This is a genomic window from Lysobacter fragariae (genome assembly GCF_054779775.1).
Genome location: NZ_BAAGXP010000011.1, coordinates 25,408 through 43,812 on the forward strand (window position 1 = coordinate 25,408; position 18,405 = coordinate 43,812).

At 66.8% G+C, this 18,405-nt stretch carries 17 protein-coding genes; 8 read left to right on the forward strand and 9 right to left on the reverse strand.

Going from position 1 to position 18,405, the window contains the following annotated elements:
* Positions 1–164 precede the first annotated feature (164 nt).
* Together ubiK and ACYVD7_RS11030 are read left to right on the forward strand one after the other, a co-directional pair.
* Complete coding sequence (gene ubiK / locus ACYVD7_RS11025; protein WP_460762951.1) at positions 165–446, forward strand: ubiquinone biosynthesis accessory factor UbiK; 282 nt, start codon at positions 165–167, stop codon at positions 444–446.
* A gap of 10 nt (positions 447–456) precedes the next feature.
* Positions 457–1,965, forward strand: a complete 1,509-nt coding sequence (locus ACYVD7_RS11030) for a YifB family Mg chelatase-like AAA ATPase (RefSeq protein WP_460762954.1) — start codon at positions 457–459, stop codon at positions 1,963–1,965.
* A 388-nt stretch (positions 1,966–2,353) separates the two neighbouring features.
* On the opposite strand, the gene ACYVD7_RS11035 is transcribed toward ACYVD7_RS11030, so the two are convergent.
* On the reverse strand, positions 2,354–3,541 hold the full coding sequence (locus ACYVD7_RS11035; RefSeq protein WP_460762959.1) for a putative peptide maturation dehydrogenase: 1,188 nt from the start codon (positions 3,539–3,541) through the stop codon (positions 2,354–2,356).
* A 127-nt stretch (positions 3,542–3,668) separates the two neighbouring features.
* On the opposite strand from ACYVD7_RS11035, the gene ACYVD7_RS11040 reads away from it, so the two are divergent.
* Together ACYVD7_RS11040 and ACYVD7_RS11045 are read left to right on the forward strand one after the other, a co-directional pair.
* On the forward strand, positions 3,669–4,019 hold the full coding sequence (locus ACYVD7_RS11040; protein WP_460762962.1) for an NHLP-related RiPP peptide: 351 nt from the start codon (positions 3,669–3,671) through the stop codon (positions 4,017–4,019).
* 163 nt (positions 4,020–4,182) lie between these two features.
* Positions 4,183–4,530 carry an NHLP-related RiPP peptide gene (locus ACYVD7_RS11045; RefSeq protein ID WP_460762964.1) on the forward strand — a complete coding sequence of 116 codons (348 nt, stop codon included), beginning with the start codon at positions 4,183–4,185 and terminating at the stop codon, positions 4,528–4,530.
* On the opposite strand, the gene ACYVD7_RS11050 is transcribed toward ACYVD7_RS11045, so the two are convergent.
* From ACYVD7_RS11050 to aceB, 5 genes are all read right to left on the reverse strand, one after another.
* Entirely contained in the window at positions 4,473–7,133 is a 2,661-nt protein-coding gene (locus ACYVD7_RS11050; RefSeq protein ID WP_460762967.1) for a putative peptide modification system cyclase, read from the reverse strand. The genes ACYVD7_RS11045 and ACYVD7_RS11050 overlap by 58 nt on opposite strands.
* Positions 7,134–7,150: 17 nt before the next feature.
* Entirely contained in the window at positions 7,151–8,218 is a 1,068-nt protein-coding gene (locus ACYVD7_RS11055; protein ID WP_460762970.1) for a diguanylate cyclase domain-containing protein, read from the reverse strand.
* Between the two features lie 142 nt (positions 8,219–8,360).
* Entirely contained in the window at positions 8,361–8,765 is a 405-nt protein-coding gene (locus tag ACYVD7_RS11060; RefSeq protein ID WP_460762972.1) for a hypothetical protein, read from the reverse strand.
* A gap of 202 nt (positions 8,766–8,967) precedes the next feature.
* Positions 8,968–10,257, reverse strand: a complete 1,290-nt coding sequence (aceA, locus tag ACYVD7_RS11065) for an isocitrate lyase (protein WP_460762974.1) — start codon at positions 10,255–10,257, stop codon at positions 8,968–8,970.
* 83 nt (positions 10,258–10,340) lie between these two features.
* Complete coding sequence (gene aceB / locus ACYVD7_RS11070) at positions 10,341–12,026, reverse strand: malate synthase A (protein WP_460762976.1); 1,686 nt, start codon at positions 12,024–12,026, stop codon at positions 10,341–10,343.
* 106 nt (positions 12,027–12,132) lie between these two features.
* Between aceB and ACYVD7_RS11075 the strand changes: the two genes are divergently transcribed.
* Positions 12,133–13,101, forward strand: coding sequence for a LysR family transcriptional regulator (locus ACYVD7_RS11075; protein ID WP_460762979.1), 969 nt, complete (start codon positions 12,133–12,135; stop codon positions 13,099–13,101).
* A 93-nt stretch (positions 13,102–13,194) separates the two neighbouring features.
* Here ACYVD7_RS11075 and ACYVD7_RS11080 read toward each other — a convergent pair whose 3' ends face one another.
* The 3 genes from ACYVD7_RS11080 to ACYVD7_RS11090 all read right to left on the reverse strand — a co-directional run bounded on the left by ACYVD7_RS11080 (position 13,195) and on the right by ACYVD7_RS11090 (position 15,296).
* The gene (locus ACYVD7_RS11080; RefSeq protein WP_460762981.1) at positions 13,195–13,803 is read right to left on the reverse strand and encodes a lysophospholipid acyltransferase family protein; all 609 of its coding nucleotides are present in this window, start codon (positions 13,801–13,803) and stop codon (positions 13,195–13,197) included.
* A gap of 158 nt (positions 13,804–13,961) precedes the next feature.
* Positions 13,962–14,381, reverse strand: coding sequence for an alternative ribosome rescue aminoacyl-tRNA hydrolase ArfB (arfB, locus tag ACYVD7_RS11085; protein ID WP_460762984.1), 420 nt, complete (start codon positions 14,379–14,381; stop codon positions 13,962–13,964).
* A 177-nt stretch (positions 14,382–14,558) separates the two neighbouring features.
* The gene (locus ACYVD7_RS11090) at positions 14,559–15,296 is read right to left on the reverse strand and encodes a pseudouridine synthase (protein WP_460762987.1); all 738 of its coding nucleotides are present in this window, start codon (positions 15,294–15,296) and stop codon (positions 14,559–14,561) included.
* A 254-nt stretch (positions 15,297–15,550) separates the two neighbouring features.
* On the opposite strand from ACYVD7_RS11090, the gene ACYVD7_RS11095 reads away from it, so the two are divergent.
* The 3 genes from ACYVD7_RS11095 (at position 15,551) to ACYVD7_RS11105 (ending at position 18,396) form a co-directional block, all read left to right on the forward strand.
* Positions 15,551–17,632 (forward strand): hypothetical protein, encoded by a 2,082-nt coding sequence (locus ACYVD7_RS11095; protein WP_460762989.1) that lies wholly within the window; start codon positions 15,551–15,553, stop codon positions 17,630–17,632.
* 190 nt (positions 17,633–17,822) lie between these two features.
* Positions 17,823–18,143 (forward strand): DUF1360 domain-containing protein, encoded by a 321-nt coding sequence (locus tag ACYVD7_RS11100; RefSeq protein ID WP_460762991.1) that lies wholly within the window; start codon positions 17,823–17,825, stop codon positions 18,141–18,143.
* 1 nt (position 18,144) lies between these two features.
* Positions 18,145–18,396: a hypothetical protein gene (locus ACYVD7_RS11105; RefSeq protein WP_460762994.1), complete on the forward strand. Its 252-nt coding sequence runs from the start codon at positions 18,145–18,147 to the stop codon at positions 18,394–18,396.
* The last annotated feature ends 9 nt before the right edge of the window (positions 18,397–18,405 follow it).

Genomic DNA, 18,405 nt, shown 5'->3' on the forward strand with positions numbered 1-18,405 from the left:
ACGAATGCGAATGGACCGACCGTTCCGTCGCCGTCGGAACGGCAGGTCGAGACCCGCCCTACAATGGCCATCAGGTTTTTCCTACCCGGCAGCGCGGCGACCGCCGACTGCGCGGCCCCGACCCGGGGTCCGAAGCTGGGCGCAACCAAAAGGAGCCCGCGCCAATGATCGACCTCAACCCGCTCGACGACCTCGCCCGCCGCCTCAGCGCGCTGGTGCCGCCTGGCCTGCGCGAAGGCCAGGAAGAGCTGCAACAGAACTTCAAGGCCGTGCTGCAAACCGGCCTGGGCAAACTCGACCTGGTTACGCGCGAGGAATTCGAAGTCCAGCGCGCCGTGCTGCTGCGCACCCGCGAGAAGCTCGAAGAACTGCAGCGCACCGTCGCCGAACTCGAAGCACAGCTGTCCGGCGCGACCGCCGGCAACACCGACACGCCGCGCCACTGAGCGCACCGCCATGAACCTCGCACTCGTGCACGGGCGTGCGCGAACGGGCGTGCGTGCGCCCGAGGTCCGGGTGGAGGTGCACCTCTCCGGTGGCCTGCCGCGCATGTCGATCGTCGGCCTGCCCGAGGCCGCCGTCCGCGAAGCCAAGGACCGCGTGCGCGCCGCGATCACCTGCGCGCAGTACGAATTCCCCGCCCGCGTGATCACCGTGAACCTGGCGCCCGCCGACCTGCCCAAGGACGGCGGTCGCTTCGACCTGCCCATCGCGCTGGGCATCCTGGCGGCCAGCGGACAGATCCCGCTGGAGGCGCTGGGCGACTACGAATTCCTCGGCGAACTCGGCCTCACCGGCGAGTTGCGCGCGATCGACGGCGTGCTGCCCGCGGCGCTCGCTGCCGCACAGGCGGGGCGCAAGCTGGTCGTGCCCGCGGGCAATGGCGCGGAAGCCGCGCTCGCCTCGCAGGTCGAAGTCAGCACCGCACGCACCTTGCTGGAAGTGTGCGCGATGCTCGACGGGCGCAAGTCGCTGCCGCGCGCACAAGCGCAGCCCACGGTGCGCAACATGGGCGTGGACATGAGCGACGTGCGTGGCCAGACGCACGCGCGTCGCGCGCTGGAGATCGCGGCCGCCGGCGGCCATCACCTGCTGCTGATCGGGCCACCAGGGTGTGGCAAGACATTGCTGGCCTCGCGCCTGCCGGGCGTACTGCCGGAAGCGAGCGAGGACGAAGCGCTGGAAACCGCGGCGATCGCCTCGGTCAGCGGCCGTGGCCTCGACCCGACACGCTGGCGCGAACGCCCGTATCGCGCGCCCCACCACACCACCAGCGCCGTCGCGCTTGTCGGTGGCGGCGCGCAGCCGCGTCCCGGTGAAATCTCGCTGGCGCACAACGGAATTCTTTTTCTCGATGAACTTCCCGAATGGGATCGCCGCGCGCTCGAAGTCCTGCGCGAGCCGCTTGAATCCGGCACGGTGACCATCTCGCGCGCGGCACGACAAAGCGAATTTCCCGCCCGCTTCCAACTGGTTGCGGCGATGAACCCATGTCCGTGTGGTTGGGCCGGCGATGGCAGCGGTCGCTGCCGTTGCAGCCCGGACAACATCCGTCGCTATCGCGCGCGCATTTCCGGACCACTGCTGGATCGCATCGACCTGCACGTCGACGTCCCGCGCCTGCCGCCGACGCAATTGCGACCCGACGCACCCAGCGGCGAAAGCAGCGCCGACATCCGCGCCCGCGTTGTGCAGGCACGCGCGCTGCAACACCAACGCGCCGGTGTTGCCAACGCGCGGCTCAGCCAGTCGGAAACCAACACCGCCTGTCGCCTGGCCGACCGCGACCATGCCCTGTTGGAACGCGCGGTCGACGCCCTGCAACTGTCGGCGCGCTCGATCCATCGCATCCTGCGCGTAGCCCGCACCATCGCTGACCTGGCGGAGAGTCCGCAGATCCAGACAGCGCACCTGACCGAAGCGCTGGGATATCGCCGCGCGGATCGGGGTACCGACGCGGCGTAAGACCGCGCGAACATGTCGCTGACGGCGCTGCTGGATGCTGGTTGCGGCGTCGAGCTACCTTGGTAGCTGCGAGCGCGCTGCTGGCGTGGACGTCAGTCGACCCCTGCCGGCCGCGCCGGGGATCATGGGGTCGATCGGATCCAGTGCCTCCTCGTGCCGACGAACGGAACAAGTCCTGATAACAAACGACGCTGGATCCCCGCCTTCGCGGGGATGACGGTGCGGAAGCTGGACTCCACTGAACGCCTCAGCCGAAGCGGAAGCCTGCCTGGTGCCGAGCTTGCCAGGCACTGCACTCGCAAATGGCTTCTGTAGTGACACGCTCCGCACAATCGGCCCTTCATGCATGGCAGCGCCGAGCAAAAGTTCGGCGATGCAAGTGCGCGGCCTATTCGTCCAGCCGCCAGACCTCGCCCACCGGATCGAGTTCCGCCGTCACCATTTCCTCGCCACGCCAGCCGAAGCCGCAGATCGCCAGCGTGCCTTGGCTCAGGTGATCCAGGCCAAACGCTTCTTCCAGTACCAGGTCGTTGATGCCACCGGTGATGAACGCGCCCAGTCCCAGGTCCGTCGCCGACAGGTACAGTGTCTGCGAGAAGTGTCCCGCTTCCAGCGTGACCACGCGGACACCCTTGGCGTGCTGGCGGTATTTCCAGAACATGCGATCGAAGCGCGGCGACAGCAGCACCAGTGTGTGCGCGTCAGCGAACCAGTGCTGCTGCGCCACCGCGCGCATGATCAGTTCGCGCAGCGGGCCTTCCGGCGTCGGCAGCGGTTCCAGCGCATGGTCGCGGGCCTGGTAGTGGTACAGGCCGGGTGCGACGCCCTCGACGTTCTGCACGATCAGGTAGGCCTCGATCGGATGCAGGCCACCGCCGGACGGACTGGTCTTCTTGAAGAACGCCATGTCCTCGCAGGTGCGCACCTCGCCCTGTGCGGAAAACACGCGTTCGAGCATCTGCGCGAACAGCGCATGCGACAACGGCCGCTCGGTGTCCCAGTTGCGGCAGGTGGCGCGGCGCGCGAGCAGCGCGTCGAATTCGTTGCGCGGCGCGCGCGGCAACGGCAGCGCCCGGGCGGGATCCACGCGCCGCACCGACTCGGTCGGCGGTATGCCCAGGGTTTCACGCATGTCGCGGGCGGTGCGGGTGTGGCTGTCGTCCATGTTCTTGACGGCATCGACGTCGCGCCAGCGGGAGAAGGCGTTCTGCACGGCGGTCAGCGGATGCCAATAAGTGGCGCGCATCGCCTCATCGCGTTCACGCCAGGTTGCCTGAGCGTCGTCGTCCGCCACCTCGACGTCGGAAATCAGCAGGCCTTCGTGCAGCAGGCGTTCGACGGCAGCGACCGGATGCGCGCCAAGTTCGGCGACGTTTATCCAGCGGCTGGGACTGAGCGCACCGAGCAGTTCGCGCTCGGCTACATCGATCTCGACCTCTTCGCCACGATGCGGCGCCAGGGCGAGCCAGCGCAGTTCACGACACAGGCCGTTGCCGCCACTGAGCAGCTCGTTGAGATCGAAGCCGACTTCCTCGCGCGGTTCCACGAACACGGTGTTGCAACGGCGGACCTGCATTTCCCACTCCCATCCCGACGATTCGAGGTCCGGCATTGTGCTTGCGCCCCCCCCCCGGACGAGAAGTAGGGTGCGGAGCCGGCGCGGCCGCGCTGGCCACGCATTCTCCACCACGCAAGGGACCGTCATGCAAACCATCGCAATGGATACGAACCGGACTTCACCGGCGCTGGCCGCCCGGCCGCGCAGCGCCCCCATCGACCCGCAGGTTGCTGATCGCCTGCTGGACCGTCTCGCCAGCGACGACGACTTTCGCGCGCTGTTCATGCGCAGCCCCGGCCAGGCGTTGGCGCAGGTGGGGTTCGTCAACGCGACCGACTCGCCTTCGCCCGAGGGCTGCTTCTGGGGGATTGAACTGGCTTCGAAGCAGGAGATTGCACGGGCGCGGGAGGAGATTCGGTACATGCTGACTCAGGGACTCAGCCAAACCTCGCCACAACTGGACGCCAGCATCGCTGGCGCGTATCACCGGAAGTGAAATGTGGTTTCCCAGATTGTCAGAAGCCGCCCTCGGGCGGCTTCTTTTGTCTCTGAATCAGGTGCGCGGCTTGAGTCCCTTGGCTTTCGGGTTGTTCACCTGACCCAACGGCGCTAGATTCCCCCAGCATTAGCCCGTGTCGGGCCTAACCAGGGGATGAGCAATGGCTAACAAGATCCAATCCGCACCGCTGAGCCCGGAAGTCGCGGACCGCCTGCTGGACTTGCTCAGCACCGACGATGCGTACCGCGCCCGCTTCCAGGCGGATCCCGGCTCAGCACTTTACGAGGTCGGTTACCAGAAGCCGGCGCCGGCGCAGATGACAGCATGCGGCACGATGCCGGTGGCGATGCCTGAGGCGCTGATCGACTGCAAGGTTCAGAACCTTGCATCCAAGGAAGTCATTTCGGCCGCCCGTGCTGAGATTCGGGCAATGTTAACCAAAGGCCTTGCTCAAAGCTCACCGAGCTTGGACGCGGCAATTACCGCGGAACGTCGATCCCTCAAGTAGTCGGGAAGGGCTTTGGCAGGCCAGTGCCTGTCAAAGCCTCTCAAGGCGATTTTGACCGTCTCCGTGCCTTGCTCCGTCAGAGCAAGGAGCTCAGCTTCCCTCAGTGCAGCAATGTTGCTATCCGCAACGTTCAGTGCCTGCAAGCAGTAGCCGCACTCGAACTCGGCATAGGCAAGTCCCCGTCGCCGTTGCAGCCAACGGGCATTCTCAAGTGCCGCCTCATGCTGCCCTACGGCAGCCAATGACTCCATAAGTACAACGCGTGTCTGATAGCGCTCATGTCCCGTGATGAGGGGGCGCAACGCATCGAGAGCTTTCTCTGGTCTCCCGGACACGCGACTCTCTTCCGCGCCAAGCACCAGGAAAAGCTCCGAGAGAACTGGCGTTCTCATAAGCTCAGGTTGACGTGCCAGTGCCTCCCTTACTTCGGCGGCAGTCTGGCGATCCCCCATGCGCAACGCTAGCAGGCCAGCCGACATAGCGAGCGCCGCATCATCTTTCCTGTCCGCATCTTCCGGCTGTGCCAAGGATTGGAGCGCTTGGTGTGCTGCGCTCTGCGCGGCTCCTAACGCCTCATCCTTCCTGCCAGCGAACCAGTCCGCAGTCGCCGCAGAGAGCAGGAGGGATCGATGATCGAAGCCAGTACCCGCAGCCAGGGCCAACGCTTCCTTGGAATCTTCCTGCGCCTGATGCCATTTTGCCTGGTCGATCGCGAGGCTAGTTAGCTCAATCCGAGAATGCCGGTCGTTCGCGGGCAATTTGCGCGCGATGCGTCGCGCCGCCATGAAGTCGCGCTTGGCGGCTTCAACCGCAACGCGTCGTCGCAGGCTGCTACTAAACCCCAGCGACATCGCCCTATCGAATGCATGCGCAGCCGATTCGAAGTCCTCGCTTCCCAGCAATATGCGGCCGAGAGCATCATGATCTTTCGGCGCCAGCTCGTTCTGAGGAACCGCTGCCGCCCGAGCATGCGGAATGGCTTCAGCGAAGCGATTCTCTTCATACAACCAGAACGCGGCGTTGCCCTGTGCAGGGAAATAGCCTGGATACAGCTTCGCCAGCTCGATCCATCTCGAAGTGGCCTCTGCGGGATGATCGAACTCTGCCGCCCAAGCATCCAAATACATCGCGTCACGTGGTGGCAAGTGGTCGCGAAGCGATTGCGCTTTCCTCAATGGTGCTATCGCCGCCGGCGAGTTGACCTGCGCGTACTTTGCCCGCATCTGCCCCAACCACGCCAGCGCGAAGGTCGGATCCAGGGCTGTCGCACGTTCGAACAGCTGCGATGCTTCCCCGTAGGCGTTGCGTGCATAGGCTTTCTGACCGAGTGCATAAGCCCGCAACGCATCCAGATTCTTCGTCGTCACCTCCGGCAAGGGCTCCGAATCCTTCTCGATCGACTTCACCGCCTCGCCCAGCTTGCCGCGCAGCGATGCGGTGACCTGGTCGATGGAACCCAACACCGACTCCACGCCCTTGCCATCGACTGACTCGGCGTACACCGTCGCCTGGGTGTGCGGATCGATCACTTCCGCACTCACACGGACGCGACCGCCGACTTCGGCCACGGTCGGCAGGATCACCGCGCGCGCACCGTCGCGCAGGGCGATCTCGGAAGCGATGGCGCGGTCGAGCACGGTGTCATCGGGGCGCTGCATGCGGGTCAGCGTGTCGCGCGCCTTGAGGTCGCTGAGCACGTTGACGTAGCGCGACTGCTCCAGGCTGATGCGGAAGGCCTGTTCCAGCGAATCGTCCAGCGCGCTCTGGCCGGTGAGGTTGCGCAGGTCGCCGACGACGACCCAGTCGCGCTGGTTGAAGGCGATGGCGGGCGCGGGCTGGGTGATGAACCACACGCCGATCGCGCCGCCGACGAGCAGCGCTATTTCGGCGGCGAGGGCGGCGGGGCGACGCCACAGCGGAATGTCGCGCCAGGCCTTCGGGGAGCTGATCGGGACGCGGATCGGCGCGACGCCGGGTTCGCCGACTTCAAAGATTTCCTGCGTCTCGGGCACGCCCTTGAAGCGCCAGCGGCCCCAGGATTTCCAGACCAGATGCTGGCCGCGGTCGCCCAGTTCGCGCGCGGCGCGGTGGGCCAGCGGTTCGGCCACGGCCGAGAGCAGGATCTGGCCCGGGCGCGCCATCGCCATCAGGCGGGCAGCCATGGGCTTGGCCAGACCTTCGACTTCCAGCGGCTTGGCACCGACGTTGACGGCTTCGTCGCTGTTGCGCCAGGTGAGGACTTCGCCGACGTGCAGGCCGGCGCGGGCCTGCAGTTTCAGCTTGTTGTCCGTGCCCAGGGTTTCCAGACCGCGCGCGTAATCGAGCGCGAAGCCGAGGCCGTCGATGGGGCGTTCAAACAGCAGCAGCAGGCCGTCGGACCGGTCGATCAGGCGGCCGCGCCATTGCTGCTGCAGTTGCAGGACCAGGCGGTCGTGGGCGCGGAACAGGTCGCTGGCCGGGCCATCGCCGAGGCGTTCGACCAGGCTGGTCGAGTCGACCAGGTCGGTCAGCAGCAGGGTGCGTAGCTGTGGGGCGTTGACCCCGGCGCGCGGCGCGGGCTCAGGCAGGGGCTCGGGCGAAGTCTGTGCGTAACCGGTATCCATGGTCCCTTCTGCCGGCTTCATGCCGGCGCGTAAGCGTCGTCCTGCCATTCCACGCGATTGCCACCCAGGCGCTTGGCGCGGTACAGCGCCATGTCAGCCTGGGCGTACCAGTCATTCCAGTCGCGGTCGGCATCCACCAGGCAGGCCCCCAGGCTGAGCGTGCAGATCAGCGGGACCTGGCCGGGCTCGTTGTGGCGCGGCACCTGCAGGAGGCCGCGGGTGGTGGTGGTGACGAAGTCGGCGAAGCCCAGCACCGCGTCGCGGCTGTCGGCCTTCACCAGCAGGCAGAACTCGTCGCCACCCAGGCGGCAGGCGATGTCGCCTTCGGCCACCACCGAACGCAGGATGCTGGCGACGCTCTGCAGCACGCGGTCGCCGATGAGGTGGCCGTGCTCGTCGTTGACTTCCTTGAAACGGTCGCAATCGATCAGGAGCAGGCCCAATCCGCTCAACGCGCCGTTGCGGCGGCGATCGGCCAGGTGCTGGGCGAGACCACGGCGGTTGTGCAGGCCGGTGAGCTCGTCGGTGCGGATCAGTTCTTCGGTCTGGTTGAGCTGGTGTGCGGTGGCGCGCAGGGAATCCAGCGCGGACTGCAGGTCCTGGTTGCGGCGACGCAGGCGGCGGATCAGGCCCTGTTCGTTCAGGACTACGCGCATGATCGCGCGGCGCAGGAAATGGGAGACCAGGCCGGGGTTGCGGTCGACCAGGCGCTGGAATTCCTCGTGTCGCAGCTCGATCAGCTCGCCGTCGGTGGCGGCCACGGCGTCGGCGCTGCGGGCGTGGTCGCCGATCAGCAGGCCCAGTTCGCCGAAGAACTCGAACCTGCCCAAGCGCTTGGAGATCAGGTCGTCGCCGAAGTCCAGGTCGATCGCGCCAGTGGCGATGACGAACATCGTGGTGCCCAGGTCGCCGCGGCGGAACAGGACCTCGCCGCCATAGCAGCGGCGGACGCGGCCGACTTCGGCGAACAGGGCGTATTCGGCAGCCGTCAGCGTGGCGGTCGCCGCATCGGACGCCACCGCATCGGCGCTCGCTGCCGCGGGCGCATCGCTTCGCGGCATCACAGCCGCGTTATCACGCTTCATCCACACGTCCCCGGCCCTGCGGAGGTGGGTCAGGATAGCACCCGCTTGTTGGCGTCAACGCAAGAGGATGACGCCTGCGGCCACCCCCAGGGCGGTGCCAGCGTCTTGAAGGCTGGCACGCACCGGGTTTTCCCGCTCCGGATCAGCCGCCGTTCTGGCAGCCGTTGCCCGAGCAACGACCGAGGTCGTCGATCATCTGCCTCGCGTTGTCGCGCGCTGCGTCCATCTCGCGAACCGAGCGGCACACGCGGGTGGTGAGGTTGCTACCGGGCTTCTTGCGCGATTCGCAGACCACGCGGTCCTGCTCGGCTTCGGTCACCGCGGCGTTGATCCACTCCATGGCGTTGAAGGCGTCGGTCTTTTCCGTGGCGCTCAGGTCTTCATCCCAGTTCTGCTTGCCGTCCAGGATGGTCAGCAGCTGGGTCTGTTTCTGCTCGAACTCGTAACGCTTGCGTTCGGGCATCTTCTTGAACACGCCCTTGCGCTGTTCCAGTTCGCCGCGGATCTGCTGCTGGTTCGCCACGATATCGGCGATGTTGGGAGGCATCCGTGCCGGGCCGAACGCAGCAACCGCACAGGATACGAAAGCAAGTACGAGAAACGTCAACGCACGCATGGTCTTGGCTCCTAGGATCGCCGGCCCCCATACCCCGGCGTGGGGCTCTCGAACATAGCCCCACGGCGAAGCGCTGTCATGTGCCGCATTTGGCGCCAGGGTGGGCCGGCTTTGTGACAGACCTGCCGCCCGCTCAGGCAGCACGCTGCTCGAACTGCTCCTCCTCGGTGGAGCCCTTGAGCGCGACGGTGGACGACTGGCCGTTCTGGATGGTCTGGGTCACGGCATCGAAGTAGCCGGTACCGACTTCGCGCTGGTGCTTGACCGCGGTGAAGCCGCGCTCGGCGGCGGCGAACTCGGCTTCCTGCAGCTCCACGAAGGCGCTCATCTGGCGGCGTGCGTAGCCGTGCGCCAGGTTGAACATGCCGTAGTTGAGGCTGTGGAACCCGGCCAGGGTGATGAACTGGAACTTGTAGCCGTAGGTCGCGATTTCCTTCTGGAACTTCGCGATCGTGGCGTCGTCGAGATTCTTCTTCCAGTTGAACGACGGCGAGCAGTTGTAGGCCAGCAGCTTGCCCGGGAACTTCGCGTGGATGGCCTCAGCGAACTTGCGGGCGAACTCCAGGTCCGGCTTGCCGGTTTCGCACCACACCAGGTCGGCGTACGGCGCGTAGGCCAGGCCGCGGCTGATCGCCTGATCGAGACCGTTGTTCGTCTTGTAGAAGCCTTCGACCGTGCGCTCGCCGGTGGTGAACGGCTGGTCGTTGGGATCGATGTCGGCGGTGAGCAGGTCGGCGGCTTCGGCGTCGGTGCGGGCGACGATCAGCGTCGGCACGCCCATCACGTCGGCGGCCAGGCGCGCGGCGACCAGCTTCTCAACCGCTTCGCGGGTGGGCACCAGCACCTTGCCGCCCATGTGGCCGCACTTCTTGACCGAGGCGAGCTGGTCTTCGAAATGCACGCCGGACGCGCCGGCTTCGATCATGCCCTTCATCAGTTCGAACGCGTTGAGCACGCCGCCGAAGCCGGCCTCCGCATCGGCGACGATCGGCTGCAGGAAGTCGACGTCGCCGCCACCTTCCGCGCACTGGATCTGGTCGGCGCGCAGCAGCGTGTTGTTGATGCGACGCACGACCATCGGCACCGAGTTGGCCGGGTACAGCGACTGGTCCGGGTACATCTCGCCGGCGATGTTCGCGTCCGCCGCGACCTGCCAGCCGGACAGATAGATCGCCTTGAGGCCCGCCTTGACCTGCTGCATCGCCTGGTTGCCGGTCAGCGCGCCGAGCGCGTTGACGAAGTCCTCGCGGTGCAGCGAGTTCCACAGCTTCTGCGCGCCGAGCTTGGCGATCGAATGTTCGACCGGCACGGTGCCGCGCAGGCGGACCACGTCCTCGGCGCTGTACGGGCGGGTGATGCCGGCCCAGCGCGGGTTGGTTTGCCAGTCGTGGCGGAGTTGGTCGGCGGTGGGGAGCTTGGTCATGGTGGCGGGCCTTGTGGTCGTGTTCCGAACGCGATGCCGTTCGTGTGGGGTGGTTGCGGGTGTTTGCGAAATAGGGGAGCAGGTCAGTCCAGCCGCGCGTAGGCCGGCAGGGTCAGGAACTCTTCGAGCGTGTCGGCGTGGGTGAGGCGATCGAGCATTCCGATCGCTTCGGCAATGCGGCTGCCGCCGGGCAGCTTGGTGCGATCACCCAGCTTCGTCGGCAGGTTGATCAGCGCGCGTTCGAACAGGGCGAAGTCGACCTCGCTGCCGTCGTCCAGGTGCAGGCTGGCTCCCTGCGGGTGTGCTCCGCGCGGCGCCGGGTCGCGCAGATCGGCGTGGTGCAGCCACTGCCACAACTGCGTGCGAGCGATTTCTGCCGTCGCGGCGTCTTCCATCAAGTGATGGATCGGCACGCAGCCGTTGCCGTCGAGCCACGCGGCGAGGTAGCGCACGCAGACTTCAACGTTGCCCTCGAAGCCGGCGCGGGTGATCGTGCCCAGCGACGGCTTGATCAGGTCGTCGCGGGTGACGATGACTTCCTCGCGACGCACGCCGTGCTGGTTTGCGGCCGGCATGCGTTCGTCGAAGATCCGCTTCGCCAGCGGAATCAGCGCTGGATGCGCGACCCAGGTGCCGTCGTGGCCGGCGGTGACTTCGCGCAGCTTGTCGGCGCGGACTTTCGCCATTGCGGTTTCGTTGGCGGCGTCGTCGCCACTGATCGGGATCTGCGCAGCCATGCCGCCCATCGCGTGCGCGCCGCGCTTGTGGCAGGTCTGGATCAGCAGCTCGCAGTACGCGCGCAGGAACGGCTGCGTCATCGTCACCTGGCCGCGCTCGGGCAGCACCTTGTCGCGGTGCGCGCGGAAGGTCTTGATGTACGAGAACACGTAGTCCCAGCGGCCGCAGTTGAGGCCGGCGATGCGGCCGCGCAGCGCGTGCAGGATCTCGTCCATCTCGAATGCCGCCGGCAGCGTCTCGATCAGCACGGTGACCTTGATCTGGCCGTTGGGCAGGCCGAGTTCGGCTTCGATGTGGTCGAGGACGTCGTTCCACAGCTGCGCCTCTTCCATCGATTGCAGCTTGGGCAGGTAGAAGTACGGGCCGCGGTCGTCGGCGGCGAGCAGGCCGGCGTTGAGGAAGGCGAACAGGCCCAGGTCAAACAGTGAGGCCGACATCGGCGCGCCATCGACCCGCACGTGCTTCTCGTCCAGGTGCCAGCCGCGCGGGCGCACCAGCAGCACCGCCTGCTCGGCGAATGGGCGCAAGGTGTAGTGCTTGCCGAAGACGCCGTTGATCGTGGGCGCGGTGTACTCCAGCGAGCCGGCGACGGCTTCGCGCAGCGCGCGCTGGCCGGCGATCAGGTTGGCCCAGGTCGGCGCGGTGGAATCCTCGAAGTCGGCCATGTAGCAGCTGGCGCCGGAGTTGAGCGCGTTGATGACCATCTTCGGGTCGGTCGGGCCGGTGATCTCGACCCGGCGGTCCAGCAGTGCCGCCGGCAACGGGGCGACGCGCCAGCCGCCGGCGCGGATGGCGGCGGTGTCGGCACGAAAGTCGGGCAGGCCGCCGGCGTCGAAGAACGCCTGGCGCTCGCGGCGGGCGGCCAGGCGGGCCTGGCGGGCGGGTTCGAAACGGCGGTGCAGGCCGGCCAGGAAGTCCTGGGCCTGCGGGCAGAGCAGTTGCTCCTGGCCCTCAACGTAGGCGGTGAGGGTCAGGCCGGGCGTTCCGGACTCGGGAGCGGTGGGGGTGCTTTCTTTGATGACGGCCGACATGGTGGGAGTCCCTGCGTACTGGACTCAGACCATGCGACTCAGTCTTGTATAAGACAATCAAGTTTTAACAATACGATTCATTTGGAAAACTAATATCGTCATAGAAATGGCCAGAAAACCGACCTCCACTTTGCGCTTCGCCTACAAGGGCGACCGCCTCAAACCGCTACGGGCGTTCTGCCAGACCGCTCGCCTGGGGTCGGTAACGCGCGCGGCCGAGGCGCTGTACCTGAGCCAGCCGGCGGTGACCCTGCAGCTGCAGGCGCTGGAGCGCGAATACGGCGTGCGCCTGCTGGAGCGCAGCGGCCGCCGGATCACCCTGACCCGCGAGGGCCAGGAGCTGTACGAACTGGCCCGACCGCTGGTTGAGGGCCTGGACGGGCTGGACGCCGCGTTCCGCCATCGCGTGGGTGGCCTGGACGCGGGCGAACTCCACGTCGCCGCCGGCAGCTCGACGATCCTGTACCTGCTGCCGAAGATCGTCGAAGCCTTCAAGGCCCGCTATCCGGACATCCGCCTGAGCCTGCACAACGTCACCGGCGCCGGCGGCCTGGAGCTGCTGCGGTCGGACACGGTCGACATGGCGGTGGGCTCGATGCTGGACGTGCCCGCCGACCTGGACTACGCGCCGGTGTACCGCTTCGACCCGATGCTGATCACCCCGCGTGACCACCCGCTCGCGGGCAAGGCCAACCTCACCCTGCAGGACCTGTCGCCGTACGGCCTGATCCTGCCTCCCCAGCGCCTGACCACGTACCGCCTGGTCGACCTGGTGTTCCAGCAGAACCGCGTGCCCTACACCGTGGCGCTGGAAGTCGGCGGCTGGGAGGTGATCAAGCAGTACGTGGCGATGGGGATGGGCATCAGCATCGTCACCGCGATCTGCCTCACCGATGCCGATCGCGAGCGGCTGGCGGCGCGCTCGCTGGGCAAGTACTTCCCGGCGCGCAGCTATGGCGTGGTAGTGCGCAAGGGCAAGTTCCTGTCGCCACAGGCGCGGGCCTTCACCGAGCTGATCAAGCCGGCACTGTTCGAGCGCGGCGATTACTACGCGACGGGGCAATCGGAGCGGTAGGGCGGGTCTCGACCCGCCACATGCGGGGCCGGGATGCGGCAGCAGAGCCGCACGACGAAAACACCCACGCGGCGATGGCGGGCGAGACCCGCCCTACACGTCGTGATGCCTGCCCTTCGACACACCGCGATACCAGCCGCGGATGCGCTCCACGTCGGCGGCCATGTCATCGCCCAGATCGAAAGTCGGGCCGATGCCGATGATCCGGCGACCGTAGTGGAAATACGCCGGCAACACCGGCACGCCGGCGGCCTTGGCGATCTTCCAGAAGCCGGTCTTCCAGCGCTCCACCGGTTTGCGCGTGCCTTCCGGCGCCAGCCCGTACCAGGACCGCTCCGCGCGCCGCATCATCTCCGCGGACTGTTGGACCACACCATGCGCGGCGCGGCGATCGACCGGGACCGCGCCCAGCTGGCGCAGCACGAACCCCATCACCGGCACCTTGAACAGCGAGTCCTTGCCGAGGATCGTGATGTCCAGGCCCAACGCCATCTTGGCGGCCATGCCCCAGATCCCGTCCCAGTTGGACGAATGCGGCGCGCCGATCAGCACCAGCTTGGGAAGGTCGGGAAATTCGCCGACCACGCGCCAGCCGCCAAGACGCAGCGCGGTACGGCCGACCCAGCGCGAAAACGCCCCGCCGCGCACGCGCGGGGCGCTGGGCGGCAACGACGGCAGTAGGGGCTCAGGGGTGTCGGACATGCGGTCCTCACGGCGCGATTCCGCCGATTGTGTCCGATTGTCCGGTTCAATGCGTACCTTTGCGTATGGCCGGCGGGCAGCCGCGATCAGCGGCGGGGGACAAGGCTTCCGGCGATCCAGGCGCCGGAAAGCGCAGCCTCGCACGCCCGCTGCGGCCATCAATCCCAGTCGCGCCCCGTCCGTCCCTGCTTGATCGTGCTGCGCTCGCGCTTGGCGGTCAGCCGGCGCTGCTTCGACGCCCGCGTCGGCCTGGTCGCAATGCGCGGCACCGGCGCCTTCAACCCTGTCTCGATGAAGGCAGCCAGGCGCTCACGCGCGTCCTCGCGATTGCGCTCCTGGGTACGGAAGCGCTGCGCGTTGAGCACCAGCACACCGTCGTCGGTGACGCGCCGATCGCGCCTGGCCAGCAGCCGCTCGCGGACGGGCTCGCTCAGCGATGGCGACTGCGCGATGTCGAAGCGCAGTTCCACCGCAGTCGCCACCTTGTTGACGTTCTGTCCGCCCGGACCGGACGAACGCACGAAGCGTTCGACCAGTTCGTCGTCGGGGATGGTCACGGTGTCGGAGATCTGCAGCATGCGGGGATTGTAGGGCGGGTCTTGACCCGCCACGGAATCGCCGAGCAACTTTCTTTCACGTATCGCAATCACGCGCGCTCACGCAAGCATCGCCCGCACGACATCGAGCGATTGCATTGCCATCGTCCGGCGCCGCAACCAGGTTCGCGGCAGGGCGATGGCGGGCCAAGGCCCGCCCTACGCTTCGTAGCCGAACAACGCCAGCGCCTTTGCGAACTCCGCGTCCACCGGCGCCTCGACGCTGATACGCGCACCCGTATGCGGATGGGTGAACGCCAGTCGCCGCGCGTGCAGCAGCATGCGATGCACGCCGAGCATGCGGAAGTTGCGATTGTGGCGCCCGTCGCCGTGGCTGGTGTCGCCGATCAGATGGTGGAAGGCGTGCTTGAGATGACGACGGATCTGGCGGAAACGCCCGGTTTCCGGCTGCGCGCACAACAGCGCGTAACGTGAGGTCTCGAATCCCTGTGACGGCATCGCCAGCTCGCATGTCGCCAGTCGGGTGAAACGCGTGATTGCCGGCTTCTTCGCGGGCTTTCCCGGCCCGCCATCGAGCAGGTGGTCGATGACGAAATGCTGCTCCTCCGGCCAGCCGCGACACACCGCCCAGTAGTCCTTCTCCACTTCGCGCGACATCACCACCTGTCCCAGCTGCGAAGCGGTGTCGCGATCGAACGCCAGCAGCAGGCAGCCGCTGGTCGCGCGATCGAGTCGATGCACGAGGAAGATCGGTCGCCCGAACTGTTCGCGCAGCCGATCGGCGAGGAAGTCGGTTTCGCCGCCCGCCAGCTTGCTGTCGTGGACCATCAGTCCCGCGGGCTTGTTCACCACCGCGAGCCAGTCGTCGGCATACAGAACGGGTTGCGCGGAATCGATCGACATGTGCACGGAAGTGATGAAGTAATGGCTGCGCATTATGCGGCCACGCACCTTGTCCTCCGCGCGCGGTTACGCGTTTTTCCATCGCACGCGGCCATTGCTTTGCATGCATGCCCATTCAGTTTCCATCGACATGAACGGCAATCGCAGCGCGACGTGCAACACTGTCCTTATCGCAAACGCGGCCGCGTTTGCAAGTGTGTGAGGCCCGGATGGCCCACCTGAAGGGACTCACGAGATCGCGACTCATGACGAGCGCGGCCATTGACGGCACTGCCAAGGATCTGCACATGACCTCCACCAGCAAGAAACCGGCCCGGGACGTCGCCCCCGACCAGCGCAAACTCACCTCCCTCCAGGCACAACGCCTTGCCGCAATGAGCGACCTCGATGCGAGGGAGCTCACCGGCCTCACCACCGTAGAGATCGGCGAGAAGTTCCGCTTCCGCATCGACCCGATGCTGCTGCTGTTCCGCCGGGTCTGCGGTCGCGTCGTGAAGAAGGATCCCGCCACCGGCATGGAATATCCGGTGCCCTATGCCACCGTGCATGTCGAAGACACCGACTGTTCGCTGCTGGGCTACTTCCCCGTGGTCTCGAAGTGGGCGTGGTACTTCCCGTTCCGCTGCCACCGCGAAGTCATCGCCACCGCGAAGACCGACGAATGCGGCAACTTCTGCGTATGGATCCCGCGCTGGGACATCGACTGGGTGCTGCGCTGGCGCCACGAACGCATCTGCCTGCCGATCGCGTTTGAACGCCCGTCGATCCGCGACATCCTCGACGACCTGATTCCTCGCGAACCCATCCCGCCCATCCCGCAACCCGGCCCGGATCCGGCACCGTTCGTCCGCCTGGATCGCGGCGTACTGATCCGGCGCATCGAGGACCACATCGGCCGCGACGCTGCGCGTTCGATCGCGCGCGCCGATGCCGCCGCGGGGTTCGGCGACAGTCGTGTCGCGCTCGATGCGGCGCTCGATGCCGCCGCGTTTCCGCAACCGATCCCGCCGCCGCTACCGAAGGAAATGCAGGTCCGGCCGCGCGGTAAAGGCGACGAAGTCGTGCAGTACGACGCGGCGCGCGATTCACTGGCCGCGCGCCTGCAGCTCAACGACGAGGTCCTGCGCGATTTCGACCTGCGCCGCTACATCGGCCCGTTCAAGCGTTGCTTCGACATCCTGGTCCCGGAATGGAAGGCGATCTTCGACGTGCCCGACATCAGCTTCCGCGTCACCCAGGACACCGATGGGGATGGCGACGAGGAAACGATCTACGCCGAGGGCCATTTCCAGGTGCGCTGGAACGCCGGCGCGATCGGTCCGCTCACCCTGCATGCCGGTCCCAACGCACGCGCCGGGCTGGCCTGTGGCGACCTCGACGGCGTGCCGTGCGCGAACGATCCGGCGATCGTCTTGGCCGGTCGCGTGCCGGTCGCGAACGAGCCCACGCTCTACAACGCGGCCGAAGGCTACATGCTGCGTTCCAACCGCCCGCATCCTTCGGGCCTGATCAGCGATCCGCTGCCCAATCCCGATGCGACCACGCCGTTCTACGGCGTCGTCACCCTGCTCGGCTGCAACAAGACGAACGCAAAAGCCACGCAGTACCGGGTGATGTTCAAGTACAGCAACGACAACGGCGCCACGTTCACGTCGTACGCGCCATTCGTCGGCCTGACCTGGCCACTGTTCCGCCTCGACGGCAGCGGCAATCCGCAATGGCACTACCCGGCGTCCGACGCGCAGGGCTGGTATCCGATCGCGTTGCCGGCGGGCCCCAACCCGTTCCTGCCGCAGGACATCCTGCTCGACTGGCCGACGGGTTCGTTCGCCAACGGGCGCTATGTGCTGAAGGTCGAAGTCGGCAGTGGCGGTACGGTGATGGACAGCTCGGCGGAGATCGCGTTCAACGTCGACAACAGCGCGCCCAGCGGCCCGATGACGGTGGAATGGCGCAAGGTCGGCGGCGGTGCGTTCCAGCTGCTCGATGGCAACTGCCCGGTGGTGAAACGCGGCGTGGTGCCGGCGGACCTGGAGTTCCGCGTCACCCTGTCCGCGTCGGCGCGCCATCTGCGTTCGGCCACGCTTACCGCGGCCGGATGCGGCAACGGTAACTTCGCGCTGCAGAGCGGCACGACCGAGCACTGGTACACCACCGCCAGCGACAACAGCGAGACGCTGCAGGCGATCTACCGCCTGTCCGCGGCTGCGGCGCAAGGGACGTACTCCTTCGCCGGCCATGTGGTGAGCCGTGCCATCAGTCCGAGCGGCTACGACGGTGGCCACCTCGCAATGCCGGCGTGGGAATACGACCGCGGCGACATCCACATCGACCCGAACTTCTCGTTCTCGGTCGTGGACATGAACTGACGTAGCAGGAACTGATGTAGCAGGGGAGTCCGGCGCAGTGGAGAAGGTCCGCTGCGCCGGAACTTCGAGGTAACAGCCTGGCCATGCTCGATGTTTCGAGTTGCACCGATTCGTTTCGCGCGTGACGTTCCGCGCAACCCGTTCCTCAACACCACCCGCCCAATCGCCCCACGCAAAGGGAACATGCGCGATGAATCCCACCCACTGGCCCGCCGCAACCACGCTACTGATCGCCGTACTCGCCACCTGGCGCGTCGCGCACCTGTTCGCGCGCGAGGACGGCCCTTTCGACCTGATCGTCCGCCTGCGCGTGGCATTGGGCGACGGCATGCTGGGTCGCGCCATGGATTGCGTCTACTGCCTGAGCCTGTGGCTCGCAATCCCGTTCGCGTTCCTTCTGGCAAACGACGTCGCGCGCTGGATCGCCGCATGGCTGGCGATTTCCGGCGGCGCCGCGCTGCTGGAACGGCTCAGCGAATGCGCAACTTCACCTGACCGGGGAGCGAACTGACATGTCCTGTTGCGGACGAAAGCGCGCAGCGCTCAGCACGGCTTCCATCGCGCGCGGTGCGCCAGTGGTGCCCGCGCCCTCACCCGCTCCCGACGCGAGCGAAACCCGCCTGCGTTGCGCCACGCGCCCCCGCCTGTTCCTGCGCGGACCGCACAGTGGCCGCGCCTATGGCTTCACTCTGGAGGGCGACACCCCGGTCGACCCGCGCGACGTCGATGCGTTGCTGCGTACGGGGCTGCTGGTTCGTTGCTGACGCGCGGCG